General features: G+C 57.7%; 16 protein-coding genes. 7 read left to right on the top strand and 9 right to left on the bottom strand.

Annotated elements, in window-relative coordinates; translation table 11 throughout:
• Nucleotides 1–33 precede the first annotated feature (33 nt).
• Nucleotides 34–462, top strand: a complete 429-nt coding sequence (locus tag AC07O4_RS31050) for a helix-turn-helix domain-containing protein (RefSeq protein ID WP_495306575.1) — start codon at nucleotides 34–36, stop codon at nucleotides 460–462.
• Nucleotides 463–495: 33 nt separating this feature from the next.
• On the opposite strand, the gene AC07O4_RS31045 is transcribed toward AC07O4_RS31050, so the two are convergent.
• Both AC07O4_RS31045 and AC07O4_RS31040 read right to left on the bottom strand, forming a co-directional pair.
• Complete coding sequence (locus tag AC07O4_RS31045; RefSeq protein ID WP_495306574.1) at nucleotides 496–1794, bottom strand: Y-family DNA polymerase; 1299 nt, start codon at nucleotides 1792–1794, stop codon at nucleotides 496–498.
• A 12-nt stretch (nucleotides 1795–1806) separates the two neighbouring features.
• The gene (locus tag AC07O4_RS31040; protein WP_495306573.1) at nucleotides 1807–2265 is read right to left on the bottom strand and encodes a LexA family protein; all 459 of its coding nucleotides are present in this window, start codon (nucleotides 2263–2265) and stop codon (nucleotides 1807–1809) included.
• 58 nt (nucleotides 2266–2323) lie between these two features.
• Between AC07O4_RS31040 and AC07O4_RS31035 the strand changes: the two genes are divergently transcribed.
• The 4 genes from AC07O4_RS31035 to AC07O4_RS31020 all read left to right on the top strand — a co-directional run bounded on the left by AC07O4_RS31035 (nucleotide 2324) and on the right by AC07O4_RS31020 (nucleotide 5876).
• Nucleotides 2324–3283 (top strand): SOS response-associated peptidase family protein, encoded by a 960-nt coding sequence (locus tag AC07O4_RS31035; RefSeq protein WP_495306572.1) that lies wholly within the window; start codon nucleotides 2324–2326, stop codon nucleotides 3281–3283.
• A 103-nt stretch (nucleotides 3284–3386) separates the two neighbouring features.
• The gene (locus tag AC07O4_RS31030; protein WP_495306571.1) at nucleotides 3387–3794 is read left to right on the top strand and encodes a hypothetical protein; all 408 of its coding nucleotides are present in this window, start codon (nucleotides 3387–3389) and stop codon (nucleotides 3792–3794) included.
• Nucleotides 3795–3826: 32 nt separating this feature from the next.
• Complete coding sequence (locus AC07O4_RS31025) at nucleotides 3827–4462, top strand: response regulator transcription factor (protein ID WP_495306570.1); 636 nt, start codon at nucleotides 3827–3829, stop codon at nucleotides 4460–4462.
• Nucleotides 4446–5876: a sensor histidine kinase gene (locus AC07O4_RS31020; RefSeq protein ID WP_495306569.1), complete on the top strand. Its 1431-nt coding sequence runs from the start codon at nucleotides 4446–4448 to the stop codon at nucleotides 5874–5876. Before AC07O4_RS31025 ends, AC07O4_RS31020 begins: the two co-directional genes overlap by 17 nt.
• Here AC07O4_RS31020 and AC07O4_RS31015 read toward each other — a convergent pair.
• Nucleotides 5873–6421 (bottom strand): PaaI family thioesterase, encoded by a 549-nt coding sequence (locus AC07O4_RS31015; protein ID WP_495306568.1) that lies wholly within the window; start codon nucleotides 6419–6421, stop codon nucleotides 5873–5875. The genes AC07O4_RS31020 and AC07O4_RS31015 overlap by 4 nt on opposite strands.
• Entirely contained in the window at nucleotides 6411–6821 is a 411-nt protein-coding gene (locus AC07O4_RS31010) for a hypothetical protein (RefSeq protein WP_495306567.1), read from the bottom strand. The genes AC07O4_RS31015 and AC07O4_RS31010 overlap by 11 nt, the downstream gene beginning before the upstream one ends.
• Before the next feature lie 568 nt (nucleotides 6822–7389).
• Here AC07O4_RS31010 and AC07O4_RS31005 point away from each other — a divergent pair.
• On the top strand, nucleotides 7390–7596 hold the full coding sequence (locus AC07O4_RS31005; protein WP_495306566.1) for a hypothetical protein: 207 nt from the start codon (nucleotides 7390–7392) through the stop codon (nucleotides 7594–7596).
• Nucleotides 7593–12893, top strand: a complete 5301-nt coding sequence (locus tag AC07O4_RS31000) for a zincin-like metallopeptidase domain-containing protein (protein ID WP_495306587.1) — start codon at nucleotides 7593–7595, stop codon at nucleotides 12891–12893. The genes AC07O4_RS31005 and AC07O4_RS31000 overlap by 4 nt, the downstream gene beginning before the upstream one ends.
• A gap of 167 nt (nucleotides 12894–13060) precedes the next feature.
• Here the strand turns inward: AC07O4_RS31000 and AC07O4_RS30995 are convergent, their stop codons facing one another.
• The 5 genes from AC07O4_RS30995 to traI form a co-directional block, all read right to left on the bottom strand.
• Nucleotides 13061–14425 carry a type IV secretory system conjugative DNA transfer family protein gene (locus AC07O4_RS30995; protein ID WP_495306565.1) on the bottom strand — a complete coding sequence of 455 codons (1365 nt, stop codon included), beginning with the start codon at nucleotides 14423–14425 and terminating at the stop codon, nucleotides 13061–13063.
• 80 nt (nucleotides 14426–14505) lie between these two features.
• On the bottom strand, nucleotides 14506–16740 hold the full coding sequence (locus tag AC07O4_RS30990; protein WP_495306564.1) for a DNA topoisomerase 3: 2235 nt from the start codon (nucleotides 16738–16740) through the stop codon (nucleotides 14506–14508).
• 9 nt (nucleotides 16741–16749) lie between these two features.
• Nucleotides 16750–17289 carry a conjugative transfer signal peptidase TraF gene (gene traF, locus AC07O4_RS30985; RefSeq protein ID WP_495306563.1) on the bottom strand — a complete coding sequence of 180 codons (540 nt, stop codon included), beginning with the start codon at nucleotides 17287–17289 and terminating at the stop codon, nucleotides 16750–16752.
• Nucleotides 17286–19226 (bottom strand): type IV secretory system conjugative DNA transfer family protein, encoded by a 1941-nt coding sequence (locus AC07O4_RS30980; protein WP_495306562.1) that lies wholly within the window; start codon nucleotides 19224–19226, stop codon nucleotides 17286–17288. The genes traF and AC07O4_RS30980 overlap by 4 nt, the downstream gene beginning before the upstream one ends.
• Nucleotides 19223–21460: a TraI/MobA(P) family conjugative relaxase gene (gene traI / locus AC07O4_RS30975; protein WP_495306586.1), complete on the bottom strand. Its 2238-nt coding sequence runs from the start codon at nucleotides 21458–21460 to the stop codon at nucleotides 19223–19225. Before traI ends, AC07O4_RS30980 begins: the two co-directional genes overlap by 4 nt.
• Nucleotides 21461–21488 lie beyond the last annotated feature (28 nt).

Here is a 21488-nt window from a genome sequence, read left to right as displayed (position 1 = left end):
GTTGGGCCTGTAGTTGAACGGCACAATCCACGCATGCCAAATATCGCCTCGATCCTCAAAGCCGAAATCTCCCGCGTTGCTCGCAAAGAAGTGCGCGCCGAGATCGAAACACTCAAGAAGGCGTCGGTCGCACATCGCGCGTCGATTGCCGAGCTGCGTCGCCAAGTGAATGCGCTTGAGAAGGAACTGCGTCGTGTCGCAAAGGGCACGGCTCGGCCCATTGAAGCGGCCACAGAAACCACCGTTGCCACGCAGCGTCGATTCAGCGCAAACAGGTTGGCAGCGCATCGGTCGAAGCTTGCGCTGTCCGCAGCGAGCTACGGGCAACTTGTTGGCGTGTCTGGGCAGACGATCTATCACTGGGAGCAGGGCAAAGCACGTCCGCGGGCAACTCAACTCGAAAGCCTGGCAGCAGTGCGAAGCCTCGGAACGCGCGAAATTGCTGAGCGCCTGGCACAGTGACAACGCAGTGTCGACTGCATGACCTGGGGCGAATCACGCTCTCGCGATAGGCAGATCTGCCCAGCTGGTCGTGTAGTTCGGCGTCTTGTGCTCTTGGCGCATGGACCAGAGCCGCGCATCGCCGGCTAGGCCGGCGCTGGCCAGCTGTACGGCGCCGCGGCCATAGCGGCCGTTGAGCGCGTCGACGGCGCGCATCAGCTTTCCGCGATCGGCACCGGGCTCATCGAGCTCAAGCTCACCCTGATGAAAAGAAGCATGCTGCAGGTCCAGTAGCAGCACCCCAGCTTTCGCATAGCGATAACCCTCACGATAGATCGCGCGCAGCCCATGCAGCGCCATGGCTGCGATCACACTGGTGTCGGCCGTGGGCCGGCGCAGCGGCACCGTTACAGAGCGCGAATACTGCTTGTCGTCCTTGCGAAAAGGCGAGGTGTGGATGAAGACCAGGACCTGGCCAGCCTGGCTGTCCTGCTTGCGCAATTTCTCGGCGGCACGGCCGACAAACTCGCTGACGGCCTCCTCGAGGTGCTGCAGCTCGGTGACGACGCGTCCAAAGCTGCGCGTACAAGCGATCTCGCGCTTGGGCGGTGGCGCGTCCTCGAGCGCGATGCAGGGCTGGCCCTGCAGCTCGCGGACGGTGCGCTCGAGCACAACTGACCAGCGTCGGCGGACGGTGGCGGGATCAAGCCTCACCACATCGAGCACATTCGAAAGGCCGGCGTCGCGCAGCTGCGCGCCGATGCGCGGGCCGATGCCCCATACCTCGTCCAGATCTGTCGTAGCCATCAACGCCTCGAGATCCGACGCCGGCAGCACCGCCAGGTTGCACACCCGTGCGAGTTCGGCCGGGTAGCTCCCAGGTTTGCGCTCCGCGGTCTTCGCAATGTGGTTGGCCAGCTTGGCCAAGGTCTTCGTTTGGCCAATCCCGATGCCGCATGGAATCCCGAGCCACTGCAAGACGCGATCGCGCACGGCGTGCCCTCGATTCGTGAGATCGCCGCGCACGCCGGCCAGGCCGATGAAAATTTCGTCGATGCTGTAGGGCTCAACTTCGGGCCCAAGGCCCGAAACGATCGACAGGAATCGACTGCTCATGTCCCCGTAAAGAGCGAAATTTGCGCTGAGCACAATCACGCCGGCATCTGGAAAGCGGCGGCGAATCTGGAAGACCGGCTCGCCCATCGCGATCCCGAGGTCCTTGGCTTCGTTGCTACGTGCAACGGCGCAGCCGTCATTGTTGCTGGCAACAACGACTGGCCTACCCTCCAGGCTCGGTCGAAAAACCCTCTCGATCGACACGTAGGCGTTGTTCATGTCCGCAAGGGCGTACATGGTGCGGCTCCATCACCTGGTGAAGCGCTTGATGACCGCTGTGACGACACCGCAAATCACCAGCTGCTGGCCATCGCGAAAAACGATCTCCGGGTATGTTGGATTCGCCGGCACTAGCTTGATACGGTCAGCACGCTTGTGCAGGTATTTCACCGTGAACTCTCCGCCGTCGATCTGGGCGACCACGATGCTTCTGTGTTCTGGGCGCAGCGCACGGTCAACGACCAGGATGGAGCCCGATTCGATGCCCGCTTGCAGCATGGAATCGCCGCTGACGGTCCAGAAAAACGTGGCTGCAGGATGCGTGATCAGCAGCTCATTGAGATCGTGTCGCCTGACCGCGAAATCGTCTGCCGGACTCGGGAAGCCGGCAGGGATTTTCCCCTCGACCATCGGGAGGGGGAGCAAGGGCAGCGGAGGCGGGTCGCTGAGATCCGCCTCGTTCAGGGAGGGGGCGACAATACTGGACATAATCACAGTAGTCTACTCCGACGACCAACAATGTGGGGCACGCCCTACCATCTTGCCCATGTGCTACAGCCAACAAGTCAGCCACGAATTCAGCCGCTACATGCGCAATTTCGGCGCGAAGTTGAGCACCAAGGAATTCTTGGCCCTTTACCAGCGTCGACAGAGTGGTGAGCGGATCCTGATACCCAAGGGCCTTGATGAAGCCTTCCTGGCCTCGCCAGACCCCGCCCTGGGCGCAATTCGCGCACTCATCCATGAGCAGCTGGCCAGCGAGTCAACGCGGCTCGAGCAGGTACTGTTTCAGCAACGCACTCGCCTGGTCGAGGCAGAGCGGAAACTTGCCGTCAAGTACACGAAAGGCGCGACCGAAAGTAAGCGCATCGCCGGAGACAAAGTCGAAGATGCCTTGGCTAAGCTTGCGGATCTGCGTCGGCGCGAACCGAAAGCAAGGGATTCGCGGATCTACCCCGGTTCCTACGCCTTGGTGATGGCCGTTGAAAACGGTGAACGCGTGTTGATGCCCATGCGCTACCAGTGCAGGCCCGCCGGGAAGCCGGCCTCGTACGACGACCGCTATCCGGGCACCTACAACGCACGACGCGATAACCTGAACGGCTTCTGGAAGGGGCAGTGGGGACACACCCACGGCCTGGTGCTAGCGACTGCATTTTTCGAGCACGTGAAGCAGCATCGCAAAGAAGGACGCGAGCTCGAGCCCGGCGAAGAGGAGCAGAACCTGGTGCTGAAGTTCGAGCCGCAGCCAGCGCAGGAAATGCTTGTCGCCTGTCTGTGGTCACGATGGACCGCTCCTGGTCAAGCGGATCTGCTTTCATTCGCGGCCATCACTGACGAGCCTCCGCCCGAGGTCGCGGCCGCGGGCCACGACCGGTGCATCATCCCCATCGATCCCGACAACGTCGACGCCTGGCTCTCACCAGACCCTCGGCACCTCGATCAGCAAGAGGCCATCTTGGACCATCGTATGCGGCCGTACTACGAGCACAGGCTTGCCGCTTGATTTCCGAATTCTGGGAAAATTCGAGTGCTTGCAAGTGAAAAAACAAGTTTTCACTAATCAAGCAACAAGTGTAATCAAGACAATTTCGCAATAAAGTTGAGGGATGGATGAACTGACCGAAGCACGACGTGCAGCTCTTCGTCGGTTCGTTGAACGCGCCGGCGGCTACAGCGCGGTTGAAGAGAAATTCGGCCTCTCAACCTCGCGCAAAAGCTACCTTTCTCAACTCATCACGCCCGGTTCAAAAGCGGCGTTCGGTGAGCGCAGCGCGCGCAAGTGGCAAGAAATCCTTCAAATGGAAGGTGATCCACTGCTCGCTCCAGCCCTCGACATCGATCGCGCAGGGAAACTCTCCCTTCACGAAACTATCGATCGCTTGGGCGAAATACTTCGGGCAGTCCCAGTTGATCAGCGCGAAGTAATTTCATCAGTTTTAAGCGCCTATGCCAAACGCCCTGTTGGGGAATTGGGCGCTGCATTAATCACCCTACTCGAGAGCAAAGACATTTAAAATGCCCACGGGCTTTAAATGAGATATTGACCATGGATATTTTGTTCATCGAGGACCAGCCGGTTGTTTCCGAGCCGACCGCAGCAAAATTTCGTCTCACTCCAAATGTGGGGCACATCGAAATTTGCAACACGGCAGAAAGTGCACTTGCGGCACTGCGAGCGGAGCCAGATCGCTGGGGGGTGATTTTTCTCGACCTAGAGGTTCCCGGTGCAGTGGGCCTTTCTCTAGCGATGGAAATCAAACAGCTTGGGAAGGAAGATCGAACGTGCATTGTGACCGGTACATTTAGGACCGATTACATCGCACAAATTAAAGCCGAGGGATTTCGAGGGTACATTCTAAAAACTAGCGCGATCAATGAACTAGACAACAATCTGTACAAGGTGATTGCTGGCGAACAGGTCTTCCCAGACCTATCCGACGGGTCAGACATTACTCGGCTCACTACGCATCAGCGGGAATGCCTTCAGCTCGTCGCGGAGGGGCGGACGGTCAAGGAAATCGCCCGGATCCGAAAAGTACATCCGAACACTGTGAGCTACCACATCGACTCAGCGATCAGCGCGCTCAAGGTCACGTCGCGATTGCATGCCGTTCACAAGGCCATCCAACTCGGGCTCATCACGTTGAACCTGCGAGATGAGGCGCATGACCGCACTGAGTAGTCTTCGCCCTGCGCAGCACCAAGAATTCGAGGCCTCGCTTCCGCCTGGCGACCCTCAAGGGTCACTATCGAAAACGCTCATTAACGTCACTCCAGCGCACAGGCACCTCGCCCGCCGGCAGTTCTTGGTGCAGCAAATTGCGTACTGGATCACAGTACTCGGCCTCCTCGTAGCAGAAGCCAGTGCGCCGATCCTGGGCAGCGCGACGATGTGGACCTGGCTTGTCGTGTCCTTCGTGACATGGGCCATTCGGATTGCATTATTCGTTCCTCTCTCTCGATTGCCCCCTGCTGTCGTGCGGAAGTCTTTGCTTCTGAAGTTGATTCCTCTGGCAATTATTGGAATTGCATGCGCCTATTGGATTTGGACAATTTCCATATTCGCAGGACCAGTGCTAACGGTGCGCGAGCTTTTCATGTGCATCGGCCTGTTATCAATTTCACTGTCGATGACAGGGATGTGGCCAGTAACCCCGGTTGCCGTGGTGATCTACAACGGTGTTCTCTGGGGAGCTTTTTCAGCAAGCCTGTATTCGCACGGGCTCGCTTCGCTCCCCGTGATTTTGGCCTTTGATGCTGGCGTCCTGGTCGTTCTATGGCTCAACACTTTTATCGCCATTGGTCAACTGAAGGATCAACTCGAACGCAGCCGTGAGATGGGAAATTTGGTCGCCGATCTAGAAATCGCGAATGATCAACTTGCACTTTTGAAGGAGAAGGCTGACAAGACGCTGAGCATTCGCTCGGAGTCCTTCTCGCAAGCAAGCCACGATTTACACCAACGGATCCATGGCACCAAACTTTGGGTACTGGCAGCAATGGCGGCGGTCAGAGCAAAGGAGCCTGCGGATATTCTGCTCGAACGCGTTGGGCAAGAACTTGATGCCTTTCAAATCCTGATGAAGGATGTTCTCGATTTCACGCGTGCAGAAGCTCTGGAAACGGATTTGACGCCCTCAATGCGGGCAACCGAGATCCAATCTCTTTTTCAAAAACTAGATCTTCATTTCGAAAAAATTGCGCTGCAAGGAAATAAGCAACTGCGCTTTAGATTTACCAAGATATCGATCGGCACAGATGCGGCTATGCTTCTTCGAATTTTGGAAAACTTGGTTTCCAACGCACTCAAATACACGCGTGGTGGAGTTTTGGTCGCGGCACGAAGAAACTCCAATGGAGTCTCGATTGAGATTTGGGATCAAGGAGCCGGCATTAAGCCCGACGCACGACAGCGAATCTTCGAGGCCTTTCATCAGGAGCCTGTCGATGATATTCCCCGCAATCGGGGGACTGGCCTTGGCCTCGCTATCGTTAAACGTTTTGCCAATCGGCTGAACTACAGGCTACAGGTCAAATCAGTGGTTGGAAAAGGATCTGTATTCAAGGTGCAAATCCCGTCTGAGTTCGTCCGCTAGTTTGGCGCAACTGGTAGCGCAAAAATTCGGCACTCAGTAATTGCCTGTGCGTAGATCGTGCCATCCGGCCCGACCAACCTGGCTTTAGCTCTCGCCACCTTCCCCTCCCGCCCCGTCACTCGTGCTTCCGCACGAACACGACCGACTTTCGGGGAAAGCCCTTTGACGTATTTGACTGTGAGCTCCGCTGTTGTGTATGCGAAGCCAGCTGGAAGCGACGTCAGCACAGCACTCCCCAGCGCCGAGTCGAGCACAGTTCCAATCCATCCGCCGTGCACGGAGCCCATCGGATTCAGGTGCTCTGCTCTCGGAGTCCCTTGGAAGATAGCTGCGCCCTGGCTAACGGCAATCGCGCCGAACGTGAGAGTCTTCGCCATCTCCGCATAGGGGATTTCTCCCTTAAGCATCGCTTGCATGATCTCAAGGCCGCTTTTCCCGGCGATGGCATCCCCTTTAGCTATTCCAGGGCCTGGGCCTGCTTCGACGCGATCAAGGACGACACGCTCCTCCTCGACCCAAATTCGCAGCAATTCATCAGGTGCCATTCGAGCCATCCTCTGCATAGCTGAGCATCTTGACCCGCCAGCGGCGGTTATCCGCCTTGGGTACTTCAATCGACATGTGATCGATTTTTTTCCGCGTTTCTTCAATATGGCTTGAAACGACAGAAACCGCCTCGCCGAACTGGTGCGCTGCCAAGTTCCGATATTCAAGGCCAAAGTGGTTTCGAAGCCGTTCCAGGCAATTTCGATGAAAGCTCCCTCGAATTGCCTTTGGGACTGCGGCGGAAGCTTCAGAGATAGAAGTTTTTAGAGCGTGCAACTGCGCAGCTGACATGCGGGGACCGATAGTGGTGACTCGGCGTAGATGGCCGAACTCAGCTTCGATATCTGCTGCAAGAGGGGAGAGGTGCCGCCGATTCGGCGAATGGTGGCTATTGGACATTGATTGTTGATCCCTGGTCGTTCGGCTGCGTCATGCATGCCTGGCGGACCAGTCTCGGTACAGACGCTAGTTGATTGCATCATCTTGTTGCACAACAAGCCATACCTAAAAAACACAGTCTGTCATTCGGGTTCGCGAGGTTGCAGGCCTCACTGTGTTTAGTTACTAGTTGATTAAAAACAAGTAATCACTTAATTTCTCTATGCGCCTCTACGCGACATGGAGAAAATTTGAAGAACGTTGTCGGTTTCCCGTTTCCCACTGCAAGGGCAGAGCCTTGGTGTGCACCTTGGCTCACCCGCGAGTGGGACGTGGCCGAACCGATCCTCGAGCACGGGTGGCTCATCTGCGCCACGCAGCCGCTCGTCGACGTTGACCAGCTCCTCCTGGCCAACGGAAAACTTGTCCGGGCCCACCTGCAGGCAGTGGAAGCCTCCCGCAAGTTCAGCTCTTGGACTTTCCTCGCTTCCGTATTGATCTCCTACTCCGCGGCGATGGCCCTTGCCTCGGACCACCTTTTCCCCCCATGCCCTCCGCACCAAATCACCCCCCCTACTGGAGTCAACAAATGACTGAGAAAGCCTTGCTCGAGACTTCTGCCAACGACGCTGCAGGAACTGCGCGAGACCCCGAAATCGAGAAGTTGATTGACGCCCAGGTCCCCGGCTTCACCGCCGAGTTCGACCCTGACGAAGCCACTCGGCTCGGCGCATTCCGTGAAGACGCGGTTTCGGAGGCTGACGCGCTGGCAAGCGCGATCGACCCGACTCTCTGAACTACGACACCAAGCACCAACCCCATCTCATTCGGAGGGAACAAGCCATGGACAAGAAGCCATTTCACGAGACCGTCGCGGAAAAATTGATCGAGCAGCTGCAGCAGGGCACAGCGCCTTGGCAAAGGGCCTGGGAACCTGGGCGAGCAGAAGGGGTTCTGCCAACGAACCCTGTCACGGGTAAGCGCTATCGCGGCATCAACGCGATCTTTCTCATGTCGCAGGGCCGAAGCGATCAGCGCTGGATGACATTCAAGCAGGCTACCGCCGTCGGCGCACAAGTGCGCAAGGGCGAACGCGGCACGCCGATCCAGTACTGGAAGTTTCAGGAGGAACAGGTCAAAACGGATTCAAGCGGAATCCCGCTGGTCGACGGCACAGGCTCGCCGTCGACGCAGACCGTGAAGCTCGAGCGCCCTAAGGTTTTCTTTGCGACTGTGTTCAACGCCGAGCAGATCGACGGCCTTCCTGAGCTCGAGCGGTTGGAACCACGTGAGCAGACCTGGTCCGCCGAAGCGCGCGCAGAGGCAATTTTGGATGCCTCACAAGCAGTCATCTTGCACAGGGAGCAGGATCAAGCCTTCTACCTCCCCAGCACCGACACAATCCACCTCCCCGACCGCTCGCAGTTCAAATCGGCAGCGCAGTACTACGCGATCGCGATGCATGAGCTGGGGCACTGGACAGGTCACGAAACTCGGCTTGATCGCGACCTATCAAACCCGTTCGGGAGTCAGGGCTACGCGAAGGAAGAACTGCGCGCCGAAATCGCGAGTCTCATCCTAGGCGACGAGCTCGACCTTGGTCACGACCCCGGCCAACACGCTGCCTATGTGGGTTCTTGGATCAAGGTCTTGAAAGACGATCCGTTGGAGATCTTCCGCGCCGCGGCTGATGCTGAAAAGATCCGTGATTACGTGATTGGACTTGAACAGGTTCAGCAACAGGTACAGGGCGAATCAGCGTTGCTCGCCACCGAACTCGAAAGAGCGCTCGAGCTCGTTCATGGAAATCAGGTGCACCTGGTGCGCCAAGATCATTTCGCAGCTCTAGCTACTGCAGTCGAGTCGGATAACGACTGGAGCAAGTGGGAGATCTTCGTGAAAGAGCAGAGCATTGGCTTTGCTAGCTCGGAAGATGCTCTGGACGCGGCGATTGAAGTCCATCGCCGTGCGGTCGACAACGCACTTTTCACCCACGTGGTTCCATCTGCCATTGTTCCGGTTGAAAACCTCCCCCCGCCGGCAGTGATGGTCGCCTACCCGGACCTGGTTGCGAAGTACCACGATGTTTTGTCGCCCACGGTGATCGCAGAAAAGATCCCAAATGTCGCTATGCAAACGCTTCCGGGCTACAACATCCGGTACAGCGAAAAACCCGGCAGCGTCGGCGCCGAAATCGTGAGCCCTGAGGGGGAAAGCCTCTTCCTCGATGGCCAGGAAGCGATTCAGCAATATGCAGCCGCCCACAAACTGGGCCTCGAAGAGCTGCGCATGATCTTGCAGTTCAATGCGTACGGAGAACAGTTTCGCGAGATTCCCGAACAGGTGCGGTACCAAGACAAGTACATGAGCACAGAGGGCGCGCCAGGACGTCTCTACGATCGCTTGGCCGGCGTTGCTATGTCCTTCAACGATGCGGTACTTGCTGGCTGCAAGCGTGATCTCAAGGTCGGTACTGCTGCCACATGGGAAATTGATTCTCAGGCGTTCGAAGAACAGTCCATCCGCGCGTTTGGTTTCAAGATCCCCGCTACGTGGCAGGGTGACGTCCAGGTGCAGGCCTATGCGTTCAATCCCACTGGGGCTGCGATGTGGGCGGGGGAGGGGACAGGCCTTCGCCCAGATTTCTACAGCGTCTATGCCACCACTGAGGACGGCGAAAGTGTGCCCCTGCAGGATCTGCCCACCCAAGAGGCTGCTGAGCACATGGCGAATCGTTTGAGAATGATCGATGCCCACGCCGAGGTCGATCGAATGACGCATCATGCGAAGCTCGCCACCCTGCTCGAGGAAGCGATCAGAAACTATCCAGATTCAGTCGATGAGCCCATCCTGAATGCACGCACCGTTGCAAGCGGTGAAGTGCTTCGCGTGGAACCGATCATGCAAAACTCCCATACGCCTGCCTCCAAAGAACCTTCGACGATGGTTTCTCTCACAGATGCAGAAGCGCGTGTAGCTGATGCGATCCGCGATTTAAAAAGCGGGAATGCCGTCCCAGACACGCTTGCGCGTGTCTCTCGCGAGGCCTTCGGGTTCGAAATCCCCGCCGATTGGACTGGTCAGGTCCAGATCTTGAACGGCATTACGCGCAATGGCCAAGCAGTTGCAGCTGGTGATGGCGATACCCCCACGTGGTTCCAGATCTTCGCGAGAAAGGGTGACGCCGTGCCAGGCGAGGATGCCTGGGCATACCTTGCAACTGTGCATAGCGAGGAAGACGCGCTGCGACTGGCTGACAGGCTTGCCACGGTCGACATCGAGGCAACCGAGGATGGCGATCAGCGAGCAGCCAAGACAGCTCGGCTCGCCGAAGATCGCGTGCGTCGCGATCCCAACTCTTCAGACGAAGAGCGCGAGCAGGCGAAGGAACTGACAAAAGCACTCAGCAGCGTGAAGTCTGCTGGAGCCGAGAGATCCGCATCTTGGTTGGAGATCGACGCCACTCAACGCGAGGCGAAAATTCAGGCACTGTCCAATGGTCGCGGAGTCGTGCTACCTGAAGATGCGCCCAAGTACTTGCACGACGCGAATGCCCGGATCGAAAGGGGCATGCCGGCGGCGGCATATATCAGCGTGCCCTTTAAAGAGAAGAACGATGCCAAGTCCCTTGGCGCTAAGTGGGACCGCGGCGAGCAATCCTGGTTCATCCCTGTTGCGGTTGACCCCGCTCCTTTCAGTCGCTGGTTCGAAACAGGGAACACCCGAAGCGTTTCGATCACGCCAGCGAGGAATGCCGAACAGCCTCTTTCGAATGGATCGGAGAAGTTTCCCGTTCCGCGTGATTGGCAAGGCGAGGCATGCCACCTGTTCGACCAGGAAATGGGGAAAAGTGCAGGGGAGGATGGCTATTCCAAGGCGCAAGAATTGTTTTCGAACATGAGGCAAGCCAGAGAGCGTATCGAGGACTTCTATTGGGATGGCCGAACCCCCAGCAATGCAGAGAGAAAAGAAGAAAAGGAACTGCAATTTCGCATTGATGAGGCAGATGGTTGGCTGCACGAGAACGTGTATTTCAACCAGATCATCAAAGAGAAGATGTATCCAACCGTGAAGGATCGGTCACTCGATTTGAGCGATGACGTTGTGTCGTTTCTCAATGAAATGGAAGAGCTGCCACATGTGCTCCAGAGTTACCAGGAAACGCCTGTCCCACGCTTTGAGCGTGCAGCCTTTGCTCGGATTGAAGAAATCGGACTCGGAAACACAGACCTCAATCCGGACGACCACACCTATCTTGAATTCGATGGGGTGCGCTACATGATTCAACAGAATGCTCCTGGCGAGTACAGCGTCTATGCTGGAGAAGGGTTCCGCACGCTTGTTCGGGACTTGCATGGTCCGAGAGGTATCGAGCAAGGCACGCAGGCACCGGAAGCGCAAAACGAGGCCGTGGCGACCGCCTTGGAGGCGGCCGGCTGGCAACGTGGCGATGGCGTCGCCATTGCGTCCAAGCCCTTCGATACCGTGAACGGCAAGAACGACGCGCTGGCCTTCATTACCAAGGGGGACGGCATCAACCGCACCTTGCAGTTCCAGTACACCAGCGAAGGCCGCAACGTCACCGAAGCGGACGGTGCACTGATCCCGGTCGGTGCAACAGCGGCGCAGGCTTCAGAGCTTGCGCTGGCCGCCGCCGCCAGGGCTGAGAAATCGATTCTGGATTCCTACGGTGTCAGGATCGCGGGCCTGCACCAGGCCGGCAAGCTCGCGCAGGCCGACACTGCGCCCCTGCCGAAAAACGTCTCCAAGGGCCGGCAATATCTCGCCGTTCCCTATGAAGACCGGTTAGCCGCTAAAGCCGCCGGCGCGCAGTGGGACAAGGTGGTCAAGTCTTGGTACGTCGGGCCGGGCGCTGACCCGTCGAAGCTCCAGCAGTGGGCGCCGGAGAAGGTCGCGGCGCAGCAGGAACCCGCCATGCATCCGCGAGACGAGTTCGCGGAAGCCATGCGCGGCCTCGGCCTGGTGGTCGAGGGCGACCATCCACTCATGGACGGCAAGAAGCATCGCGTGCCGGTCGAGGGCGGGAAGAAAGGCGCGGTCGATGGCTTCTATGTCCTGTACCCAGATGGGCACCCTGCCGGTCGAATCATCAACAATTTGACAGGCGCCGATGAGAAATGGAAAAGCAAGGGCTACTCGTTGTCGGCAGAAGAGAAGGCGACCCTGCACGCCGATGCCGCCGCAAAGTTAGCGCGACGGGAAGCAGATCAAACGGCAGTGCACGAGGCTACTGCTGCAAGGCTTGTCGACCAGCTCTCAAAACTGCATCCCGTCGAGCACCTGACACCGTACCTGGCCAGCAAAGGCGTTTCTTCGCACTATGGAGCATTCACGGACAGCGGGAACAAGACGACATACATCCCCGTCATCGATTCGAAGAACAAACTGTGGTCAATGCAGTACATCCAAGAGGATGGGACCAAGCGATATGCGAAGGAGAGTCGCAAAGAAGGCTGCTTCCACGCGATCGGCGGCCTGGAGCAGCTGGCCAAGGCACCAGCATTGGTCATCGGCGAGGGCTACGCCACTGCCGCAACTCTCACTGAATCTCTCGGGTTTTCGACCGTCGCCGCATTCGACTCGGGCAACCTGCCGGCCGTGGCCAAGGCACTTCGTGAGGTCTTCCCGGACAAGCCGATCATCATCGCTGGCGATGATGATCGCCACCAAGTGATGACTCACGGTGGCAACCCCGGACGAACGAAAGCCCAGGAAGCTGCGGAAGCTGTGGGCGGGTTCGTCGCTTTCCCAATTTTTGCCCCAGGGGAACAGTCTTATCCTGCCGGCCTTGCCCCCATCACTCCAGAACTTTATAAGGCCGAACGTCTGTCCGTTGAACAGGAGGCAGCGCTGAAGCAGATGAAGAAATTTACGGACTGGAATGATGTAGCGGAGCGCAGCGCACTTGGTCGAGACGGCGTTCTTCGGCAGATCCGCCCTGTCGTTCACGCGGCGATCGAGAAACAAGATCAAAAGCTTGCACAGGCGCAGACGAGAAGCGTAGCGAGCCGGAAAGAAGCCTCGGTTTCACAAGCAGAGGGGCAACGCCCCAGACGGTCAGCAAGGGTCTAACGGCCTTATCTAGGGGTCAAAGAAAAAAGCCTTCCGTGATCGGAAGGCTTTTTTCATTGCGCTCGGTGAGCCCTGAGATCAGCGCTTACGGTTGAACAAATCCGCGATCCAGGCAACGATACAGACCACAATCACCGCGCCGATCTTTATGGCTAGCCAGATTTCAGTCATCTTTCCGTTTTCGCGAAGCGTCGCTGGTTTGGCCCTTCGGCCTCGACGCGTGATTGGAAGTCGATGTCCTCGTAGTAAGGCAGGATCTGCGCGAGTATGGGCTTTGACGCCGCGCCCAAAATGACCGCATCGCGCTTGCCTAGCCTCAGCAGTTCGTCTGGCGAGATTGTCTTTTGTCGGTCCGTGCTGGCCTGGCCGGCACGCGCGACGATGCGGGCGATTTCCGCAGCGACCGCTGTCGCTGTGACGCTGTCGTTACAGGTCAGCACGGTGCGGATCCTGCACTGCGCCCACATGTCGTTTTCGTTGCCGTAGAGCTTTTTGAGCTGGTTCAGGCTCTGGAAGGCCAGCAGAGGCTTGATCCCGTAGGCATGCAGAATCCCCAGTGAGTTTTCCAGGACGCGGAGTCGTCGCAGCGCTGCAAACTCGTCGAACACAAGCAGGAGGGGATGCGCGGCCGTCTGCGTGCGCTGGTCGGTGCCGTGGCGAACAATCGTGGCCAAGAAGGTGCGAATCAGTGGCAGCAGCCTGTCGATGTCGTTGGACTGGACGGTCAGATAGATCGTCATCGGTGCCTCGCTGTTGCGTAGCTGTACCAAGTTGAACGAACTGCTCCCTGTGTTCCGTGCCACCTCTGGTGCCGCGAAAACAGTCAAGCTGTCAGCGACTAACTTCCGCACGGCTGCGCGCGTGTTCTCGTGCAGATCTGTGTAGACCATCGCCGCGGCCTTAGCGGTGCGACTCAACTCGTCGTCGGGGATCAGGCCGCAGTAGGTGGCCAGAGTGGCCAGGAAAACGTGATCTTCGGTAATCGCCCGCTGAACCTCATGGAGGTTCGCGACCAGTTTGCGACGCTCGGCAATCACAAACAGGGTAAGCAGGTCTCGCGCCTTGGGAAACCAGAAGGCGTTGCCATCTAGCCAGTGGTCCAGCAGACTGGCAGCCAACGCATGTATCTCGGCCAACTCGTCCGCCGTGCCGCGTGGTATAGCGTCGAGAAAATTGAAGGTGTCAGGGCTTTCCGGGTCACCGAAGGCGAGCTGGTGCACCTGGTTGTTCGCGCCTGTGCGGCGCCAGTTCGCCGTAAGACTGAACAGCTCCCCTTGCGGGTCGAAAACAACGGCGCTTTCCTGCCAGGTCAGCAGCGTGGGCACGAGGATGCCTGTTGTCTTGCCGCTGCGGCATGGCCCGAGTACTGCAACCGGGTCCATGCTGGTGTCGATCAGCGGTTCGCTGTCCTGGGCACCGAAGACAACGCCGGACTTGTGGCGTGAGGCTACCTTGAACGGTCGAGGGTCGGCCCATGCCGAGTCATGCGTGCCGCAGAACAACTTGAAAATCAACTTGAAGATGTTTTGCATGATTGGTCCTCAATCCTCTGCACCCAGATGGCAGCGGTGGTTGGGTTGATAGAGTGCGGCGATGGGACTAATTTCGCTCATCAACTTGCACCTTTGTCAGCAGTCTTTCCGCTTCGAGCTTGGGAATAGTCGGGCTTCCCATTCGCGTCGCCGTAGACCTGCGTGCAGGTGGGATAGTTGCTACATCCCCACCAGCGCCTCGCCACCTTCTCCCAAGGTTTTTTCGGGCCAGTTCTCGCTACAAGGCCGGCAGCGCAAGCGCCACATTTGTGCAGCGTGGACACGACTGTTTGCTCTCTCGGAATGGGTTTTCCTGCTTTGTCGTCACACGCATACTTGCACCCGCTAGCAAAAGCACTGCAGCCCCAAAAAAAACCTTTGTCTTTTCGCGGGAGCCGCCGGAGTGGAGCCTTGCAGAGAGGGCAGGGGTGCGAAGCTACCTTGATGTTCAACCCGTTCGCCTTGACTGCAGAGATCTCCTTCGAGATGTAGTCCGTGATGCTGGTGATGAAGGACTGAACGTCACGATCGCCACTTCGGATCGCGTTCTGTTGCTCATGCCACAGCGCGGTCATGTCGGGATACTTGGCCTGGTCGGGTAGGGCGTCATAGAAGGCATCGCCGCTCTGCGAAGCAATAATGTTTTTACCCTGCTCGACCACAAAACCTCGCTCCGTAAGCGTGTTCAAAATCTCATGTCGAGTTGCCGGAGTCCCAATCCCTCCGTGCTCGCCTTCCTTGTCCTTGTCCTTCTCGATCATGAGCTTTCGAAGGTGCTCATTGCGGATGTACTTGGCGACCCTGGGAAGGTCTTCCAAGAGACTCGCGACTGTGTAGAGCGGCTGTGGCTTGGTCTCCATCTGCGCCGCCTCACCGCGCTTGCAGTCGCCATGCTGCTCTGATCGAAGCGACCGCAAATCGATCGCAAGATCGTCTTCACTTGAAGCCAAATCTTCGTTGCCAGCATCGTTCGTGTAGAGCGCCTTCCAACCGACTTGAGTGGGCACGTTCGATCGCGCGCCGAACTGATGGCCAGCAACGCCGATCGAGATGGTTGTTTGGTCGTAGCCATACTTCGGGAAGAACTGTCCGATGTATGCACGTGCGATCAGGAGGTAAATGCGCTGCTCTGGCTCCGGCAAAGCAGCGAAGTCGGCCGTGGCCTCGGTGGGAATGATGCCGTGATGCGCCGAGACCTTGGCGCTGTTGAAGGCTCGGCTCTTGATTGCCGGATCTGCCTTCTTCGCTGCCACAGCAAGCACCGGAGCCGTTTGGGCTATTGCGGCCAGGACCTCTGGCGCTGACTCGTGATGCTCGTCGCTGAGATATTCGCAATCACTTCGGTTGTACGTGATGAGGCGGTATCTATCGCGCAAATTTTGGGTGATCTTCAGAACTGCATCGGGCTTGTAGCCAAACTTCCTCGAAGCATCGGATTGAAGTTTCAGCAGGTTGTATGGAAGAGGTGGGTGGCTCTCCTTCGGCTTTGTTTCGATCGACTGGATCTCAGCGGGTTTCCCGTGGATTTCAGAAGCAATGCGTTGTGCTTCCGACGCGTCTACCAACCGGCCTTTCTCGTCGACAGCATCGCCGTCTCTGACTGAATAGCGGCCAGAGAAGTGAACGCCCCCGAACTCGAAGTGCGCAACGACGTTGTAGTAATACGATTTTTGGTGCGATTTGAACGCTCGAGTTCGGCGGACAACCAGTCCGAGAACTGGCGTCTGTACACGGCCAACGCTGATCGTGCCTTGATAGCCAAGGGCCTGGGCGCACAGCGTGTAAGCCCTGGTCATGTTGTAGCCGTAGAGTTGGTCGGCCACGCCACGAGCCTCGGCCGCAGCAGACATGCCTCGAAACTTCTGCTCCGTGTTGTCCCGCATGTTTGCGAGGGCGATACGGACTAGTTTGACGTTGTTGTCATTGATGAGGATCCGCTTGACCGGGCCACGCCAATTCCCGTGTTCCAGGATCTCATCAACTATGAGTTGGCCTTCTTCATCGGGATCACCGGCATGGACGACTTCATCTGCTTTTTTGAGGAGCGCCAGGATGTTCTTCAGCTGCCGTTTCGAATCCGCGTCGCCGCCTGGCTTTTTTCGCCAAGGCACCGGGAGAACCGGCAGATCGTCCATGCTCCATTTCGCATACTTCGGGTCATAGTCTTCGGGATCAAGAAGAGCGAGCATGTGCCCCCTGCACCAGGTCACATAGTCATTTCCACAATCGTAGTAGCCGTCAGTGCGTGACCCGCCGCCAAGGCCTTCGACGATGGCTTTGGCGAGTTCTGGTTTTTCGGCAATAAAAAGGCGCATGCTTGACTCCTACCAAGTTAGAAGAGGCGAAATCACGGCCTTGATTTGGGCCGCGGGTATAGGGCCGAAATACCGGCCGTCGAATGAGACGCTGCTTGCCTCACCCATAAGCAAAACCTCGCCGGCATAGAGGTCGCGGTCAAAGCGAAACGCCGGGAGCAAGCGCCCCTCGAGGTCGGTACGCATTTGGGCGCTCTGCGGCACGTGGTGTCCGTTCACGATGACACCTTGGTCTGTGATCACGACACGATCCCCTTTAGCGGCTAAAACTCGCTTCATCAGTGGCATGAGGCCACCAGGACAGAAGCCAGTTGCGATGTATCCGCGGTGATGTGCCTCAAGAAATGCTGGTGCAAGGGGAGGGCATGCCACGACCAACGCCCCCTGCTGCAGCTGGTGAGTGGCCACCCGATACACGCCACGCGGAATGCTGACTGTCGTGTTGATGTAGAGCCCGGCGAAGGATGCCGCTGCCCCCGCTGCAATGAGGCCTACCGCACTCACTGCGAGCACCTTTCGCACGGTGCCCAGCACTGCGATGGCTTTCATGCGGCAGCGAATGCATTTGCCGAAGAGGCCAGCCGAGGCGTGATGCGATCACTCTGCTTCGGCGCCGGCACGGCAGCGCGAGCAAGAAAAATCTTGTCCTTGAAGTACAGAATCTGTCTGCCGTAGATCGCTGGGTGCCCGGAGACATAAATGACCATGTCACCCGGTTCGTCGATCTCACCGGCCTTGTTCTTTTGCGGCCCCTTCATTCGGATGCACTCGTCCGGAGTCAGCAAAGGGCGTTGCACCTCCTGCGTCGTTCGGGAGACCTGGCCGAGGAGCATGCCTGCGCGTTTACCGCTGGTCGTGACCTGTTCCTTCACTACCGTCGTCTGGCCCGTCAGCTTCGATAGATGCTCAGCGGTCTCGATTCGATTCGGCGGGTAGGCATTCTGAATATGACAGTTGGAGGTGATCGTCTCATCACGTCCATAGCCGGTTTTGTCGCTCTTGAGCTGGTTCAAATCCTGGCAGATCAAATAGGCCTTGATGCCATAGCCTGCCAAGAACGCCAGGGACTCTTGAAGAATGTCGAGTTTCCCGAGCGCTGGAAACTCGTCAAGCATCAGTAGGAGACGGTGCTTGTACCCCTTGATCTGACGAACGTAGTCGTGCCCTTTTGGAGCTAGCCGTCCGAGCCATCGGCGCCAACCCTTCACCTCGACCGTTTTGCCGGCTGTGAGCTCAAACTCCATCTTGTCCGCCAAGAGCCTGATGATCATGTTGACCATCACCCGAATAAGAGGCCTGAGGCGGTCTTTGTCGTTTGGCTGGGTGACGATGTATAGGCTCACCGGGCTGTCAGCATTCATCAAATCCTTGATGCGGAATTCGGATGCGCTGGTGTTGAAGGCAACAACCGGATCTCTGTAAAGGGACAGGTAGGATTTGGCGGTGGAAAGCACCGAGCCTGCCTCCTCGTCCGGCCGATCCAGCATGTCCCGCCCTGAAGCGCCGATGACGGGGTGGTTTTTCCCATCCACGTGCCCATAGGTGGTCATCTCCATCCAGAGTTCTCGCACATCGCGATTCGGGTCCGCCAACAATGCGTCGACCGTCGTCATCGTGGCCTCCAGGCCTTCGTCTCTAGCTTTGTAAAGCGCATGCAGAATGACGCCGACCAAGAGAGCTTGTGAGGTTTTCTGCCAGTGACTCTCCAGGCCTTTCCCATCCGGGTCCACGATCAGCGTCGCCAGGTTTTGTATGTCGCCGACTTCCGATTCCGTCCCCACGCGGATTTCATTCAGCGGATTCCAACGGATGCTGCCGTTCATCGTGGCAGGCTCGAAGCGCAGGACTTTGTTCCTCCCGTGCTTCTGGCGCCAGCCTGAGGTCATCGCCCACAATTCGCCTTTGAGGTCGGTGATCACTGCGCTGTGGGGCCACGACAAGAGAGTTGGGATCACAAGCCCAACGCCTTTGCCTGAACGTGTCGGGGCATAGGTCAGGATGTGCTCTGGCCCAGCATGGCGCAGGTAGTGGATAGCGCCAGCGCTGTCTACCCATGAGCCCACGTAGACACCGTCGTCTGTTCCCAAAAGTGCAGCTGACTCAATATCTTTCTTTCCAGCCCATCGGGCCGAGCCGTGGAGGTAATGGCTTGCCTTCGAACTGTTTTTGATGATGGTCTTGATGACCAAGAGGGAGAGGAAGCCCAAGGAGCACAGCGATGCCCCAATCCCTCCAGCTCGAATAAACGCCTGTGGATACGCGGAGTACCACTGAGATGCCCACGAAAGCACGGCCCACGGGGGATAAAGTCCCCCTACGTTGGCGCCGAGAGCCGGGTGATACCCGGTGCTGTATGCGAAGTATTGCGTTGATGCCGATAGCGAAACACAGAAGGTCATTGCCGCGAGCAGTGGAATTAACTTCCCTGGCTGCTTCCCCACCCCTCGCACTTGCGGTCCCACTGCATTGTTGTAGTTCGAACTCATCTGCTGCGCCCCTTCGACTTGACCGTGCCCTGCGCGGTCAGTGTTACGGTGTCGCCAATACGAACTCGCTTGAGCTTTGAAGCTGTGGCGGGGTCAACCGGCATGACCGCGATATCGCCATTCCTCGCGAACAACGCGAGATTCACACCATCGATGGTTCGCATCCCGGCATAGGAGAGAACGGCTTCCTGAGTCGGAGTATATAGGCCGTACTTCGGTATATCGAATCCAAAGCCTCTCTTTCCGTTGCGCTCAGCTATCAACTTTTGGGCAGCTTCGGATTGGCCTGGCGTCAGTCCTGGCCGAGGTATTGACCGTCGCACAGCTCCATCGATTGAGGATCCTTGGTGCTCCAGGTCACGAGAAACATCACTCTGCAGTAGCACTTGACTTCCACCTTGGTTGCGAACCAAACCGAGTTCACGCAAGTCATGCAGGCGGTTTTTTCGGAAGGGTGGCGGGTGCTTGCCAATTCCGCCAATGTTGGGCTTTCCGCCTCTGGAGCCCGCCCCTTCGTCGGCGCCTCTGATGGCGGCGGCTCCTGCATCGGCGTCTCGAACAGCGGTGGTGAGAGGTCTGGAATCAACTCTGGTTCGGGTGTCGTGTTGTCCATGCTTAGCGCTTGCTCCGGTGGCTGGTCCGCGAGCGCCATGGCTTCCTCCATCAACTGCAAGTCTGTCTTTTCCGTCATTTCGGAGTCCTTTTCGATGAACTAAGAGTGTTTGAAACCTGCGTTCGAGATCTGGATCGACGAAGGAGATCTGGAGACGCTGTGCCGCGGCTGTTGCGACCACACGTGCTTTGAACTCGGCCGAACCATTGACGGTGATCCGTTGACCAAAGCGGGCAGTCGCCATCTGCAGTGCTTTGTGGATCCCGCCCCGATCGGCACCTCGGGAAACTTGCAACCGATCACCGTCGTCGCGGATCGCCGTATCCCCGGTTCGAAAGACCACCGTTCCTTTTTTTGTCACGGTGTCTTGGGTGCCGTTAGGCATCTGGGTCGGAGACTTCTCACCGCTGCCCGAAATCGCGTTGCCTTTCAGGCCTTGTCGACTCATCCTGGAACGCAACGCGTTCAATGCGTCCTCATTGCCTTGAGTGGCCTTTGCCTTGAGCCAATCCGCCCAGGCCTTTCGTGCGTACTGCTGATTCAGAAAACGCCGCTCTAGCCTGTGCCGTTCTCGGACAACCGCCAGATCCTTTTTGAGGCCGCGACTTGCCAAGCTATACAAAATCTTCCGCGAGAGGCGATCGCCGCCCACGAGCTTGATTGCGGCGCGCTTGCCAGCGCCCGCTGCCTTGACTGCGTCGACTTCAGCGCGCTGCCGCCGGCGCAAGACGTCGGATTCGGCCGATCGCGCGCGACCCGAATCCGCAAGCTCGGCTGTGTACTCCTGATGGAGGGCCTTGGTATCCACCTGGAAAGACACCGGACGCTTTGTATACGTGGCCCTGGCTTCTTGCGTTCGTGAGCCATGAACCGACGGCTCAAATACACCAAGTCGCGCCTCGAGCTTCTGCTTTGAGAGGCCCCTCGAAACTGAACTTGCCTTGACGTGGACCCCTTCCAGGTCGACGAACACGAAGCCGTTCGCGCGCATCCGAAGTTCAAGCCCGTGCTCGTGTAGCGAGTCATGCAGTTCCCGCCAGGTCTTGGCAGAGTCAATTCGATCAAGGCACTCTTTGCGAATCCAGGTCTGCAGGCTTTCGACCCCTGCATGGCGCTCCATGTCTTCTGCACGGTTTTCTGAGCCTCGCTTTTGCACCAAATGGTTGTCTTGTTCCAGGCCAAACTCGATTTCAAGCCGCCCGCATATCTCGGGAAGCTTCAAGTGATCAAAGTAGGGGGAATGGACGGTGTGCCTGGTTGGATGGACCTTGTTGATCGCAATATGTAAGTGGACGTTGTCTGTGTCGTAGTGAGCGGCACTTACCCGCTGGTGCTCACCAAAGCCCAGTTCCTGGCAAATCTTGCTTTCGATTGCTTCAAGCACCTGATCGGGCGGGTTCTCGCCGGCGCGAAAGGAAACGATCAGGTGATAAGTCTTGTCAGCGCGCGAGCGCGTATTCAGCTGTTGGGTTGCTTGAACTTCCAATGCCGCTGTCGGCGCATCCAGAGACTGGCAATTCGTGATGGCAACACGACCCACACGCTCCTGACTCCCTTGCGTGTCGGTGATGTACTTGACCAGTTCGCCGTAGTCGCTTTTGCGCGCGGAGCGCATGGCCACCTGTTTTGCAATCACTCAGACACCCCAG

The sequence above is a fragment of the Variovorax sp. GW821-FHT09D04 genome (assembly GCF_059416405.1).
The sequence above is the reverse complement of the archived record's forward strand: the minus strand, read 5'-3'. Positions and strand labels throughout refer to the sequence as shown.

Excerpts from the sequence above, each read along its gene's own strand:
- AC07O4_RS31010 (WP_495306567.1), bottom strand. The coding sequence starts at position 6,821 with ATGTCCAATAGCCACCATTCGCCGAATCGGCGGCACCTCTCCCCTCTT.
- AC07O4_RS31045 (WP_495306574.1), bottom strand. The coding sequence starts at position 1,794 with ATGTACGCCCTTGCGGACATGAACAACGCCTACGTGTCGATCGAGAGG.
- AC07O4_RS31025 (WP_495306570.1), top strand. The coding sequence starts at position 3,827 with ATGGATATTTTGTTCATCGAGGACCAGCCGGTTGTTTCCGAGCCGACC.
- AC07O4_RS31035 (WP_495306572.1), top strand. The coding sequence starts at position 2,324 with ATGTGCTACAGCCAACAAGTCAGCCACGAATTCAGCCGCTACATGCGC.
- AC07O4_RS31020 (WP_495306569.1), top strand. The coding sequence starts at position 4,446 with ATGACCGCACTGAGTAGTCTTCGCCCTGCGCAGCACCAAGAATTCGAG.
- traF (WP_495306563.1), bottom strand. The coding sequence starts at position 17,289 with ATGAAAGCCATCGCAGTGCTGGGCACCGTGCGAAAGGTGCTCGCAGTG.
- AC07O4_RS30995 (WP_495306565.1), bottom strand. The coding sequence starts at position 14,425 with ATGCAAAACATCTTCAAGTTGATTTTCAAGTTGTTCTGCGGCACGCAT.
- AC07O4_RS31015 (WP_495306568.1), bottom strand. The coding sequence starts at position 6,421 with ATGGCACCTGATGAATTGCTGCGAATTTGGGTCGAGGAGGAGCGTGTC.
- AC07O4_RS31005 (WP_495306566.1), top strand. The coding sequence starts at position 7,390 with ATGACTGAGAAAGCCTTGCTCGAGACTTCTGCCAACGACGCTGCAGGA.
- AC07O4_RS31030 (WP_495306571.1), top strand. The coding sequence starts at position 3,387 with ATGGATGAACTGACCGAAGCACGACGTGCAGCTCTTCGTCGGTTCGTT.
- AC07O4_RS30990 (WP_495306564.1), bottom strand. The coding sequence starts at position 16,740 with ATGCGCCTTTTTATTGCCGAAAAACCAGAACTCGCCAAAGCCATCGTC.
- AC07O4_RS31050 (WP_495306575.1), top strand. The coding sequence starts at position 34 with ATGCCAAATATCGCCTCGATCCTCAAAGCCGAAATCTCCCGCGTTGCT.
- AC07O4_RS30980 (WP_495306562.1), bottom strand. The coding sequence starts at position 19,226 with ATGAGTTCGAACTACAACAATGCAGTGGGACCGCAAGTGCGAGGGGTG.
- AC07O4_RS31040 (WP_495306573.1), bottom strand. The coding sequence starts at position 2,265 with ATGTCCAGTATTGTCGCCCCCTCCCTGAACGAGGCGGATCTCAGCGAC.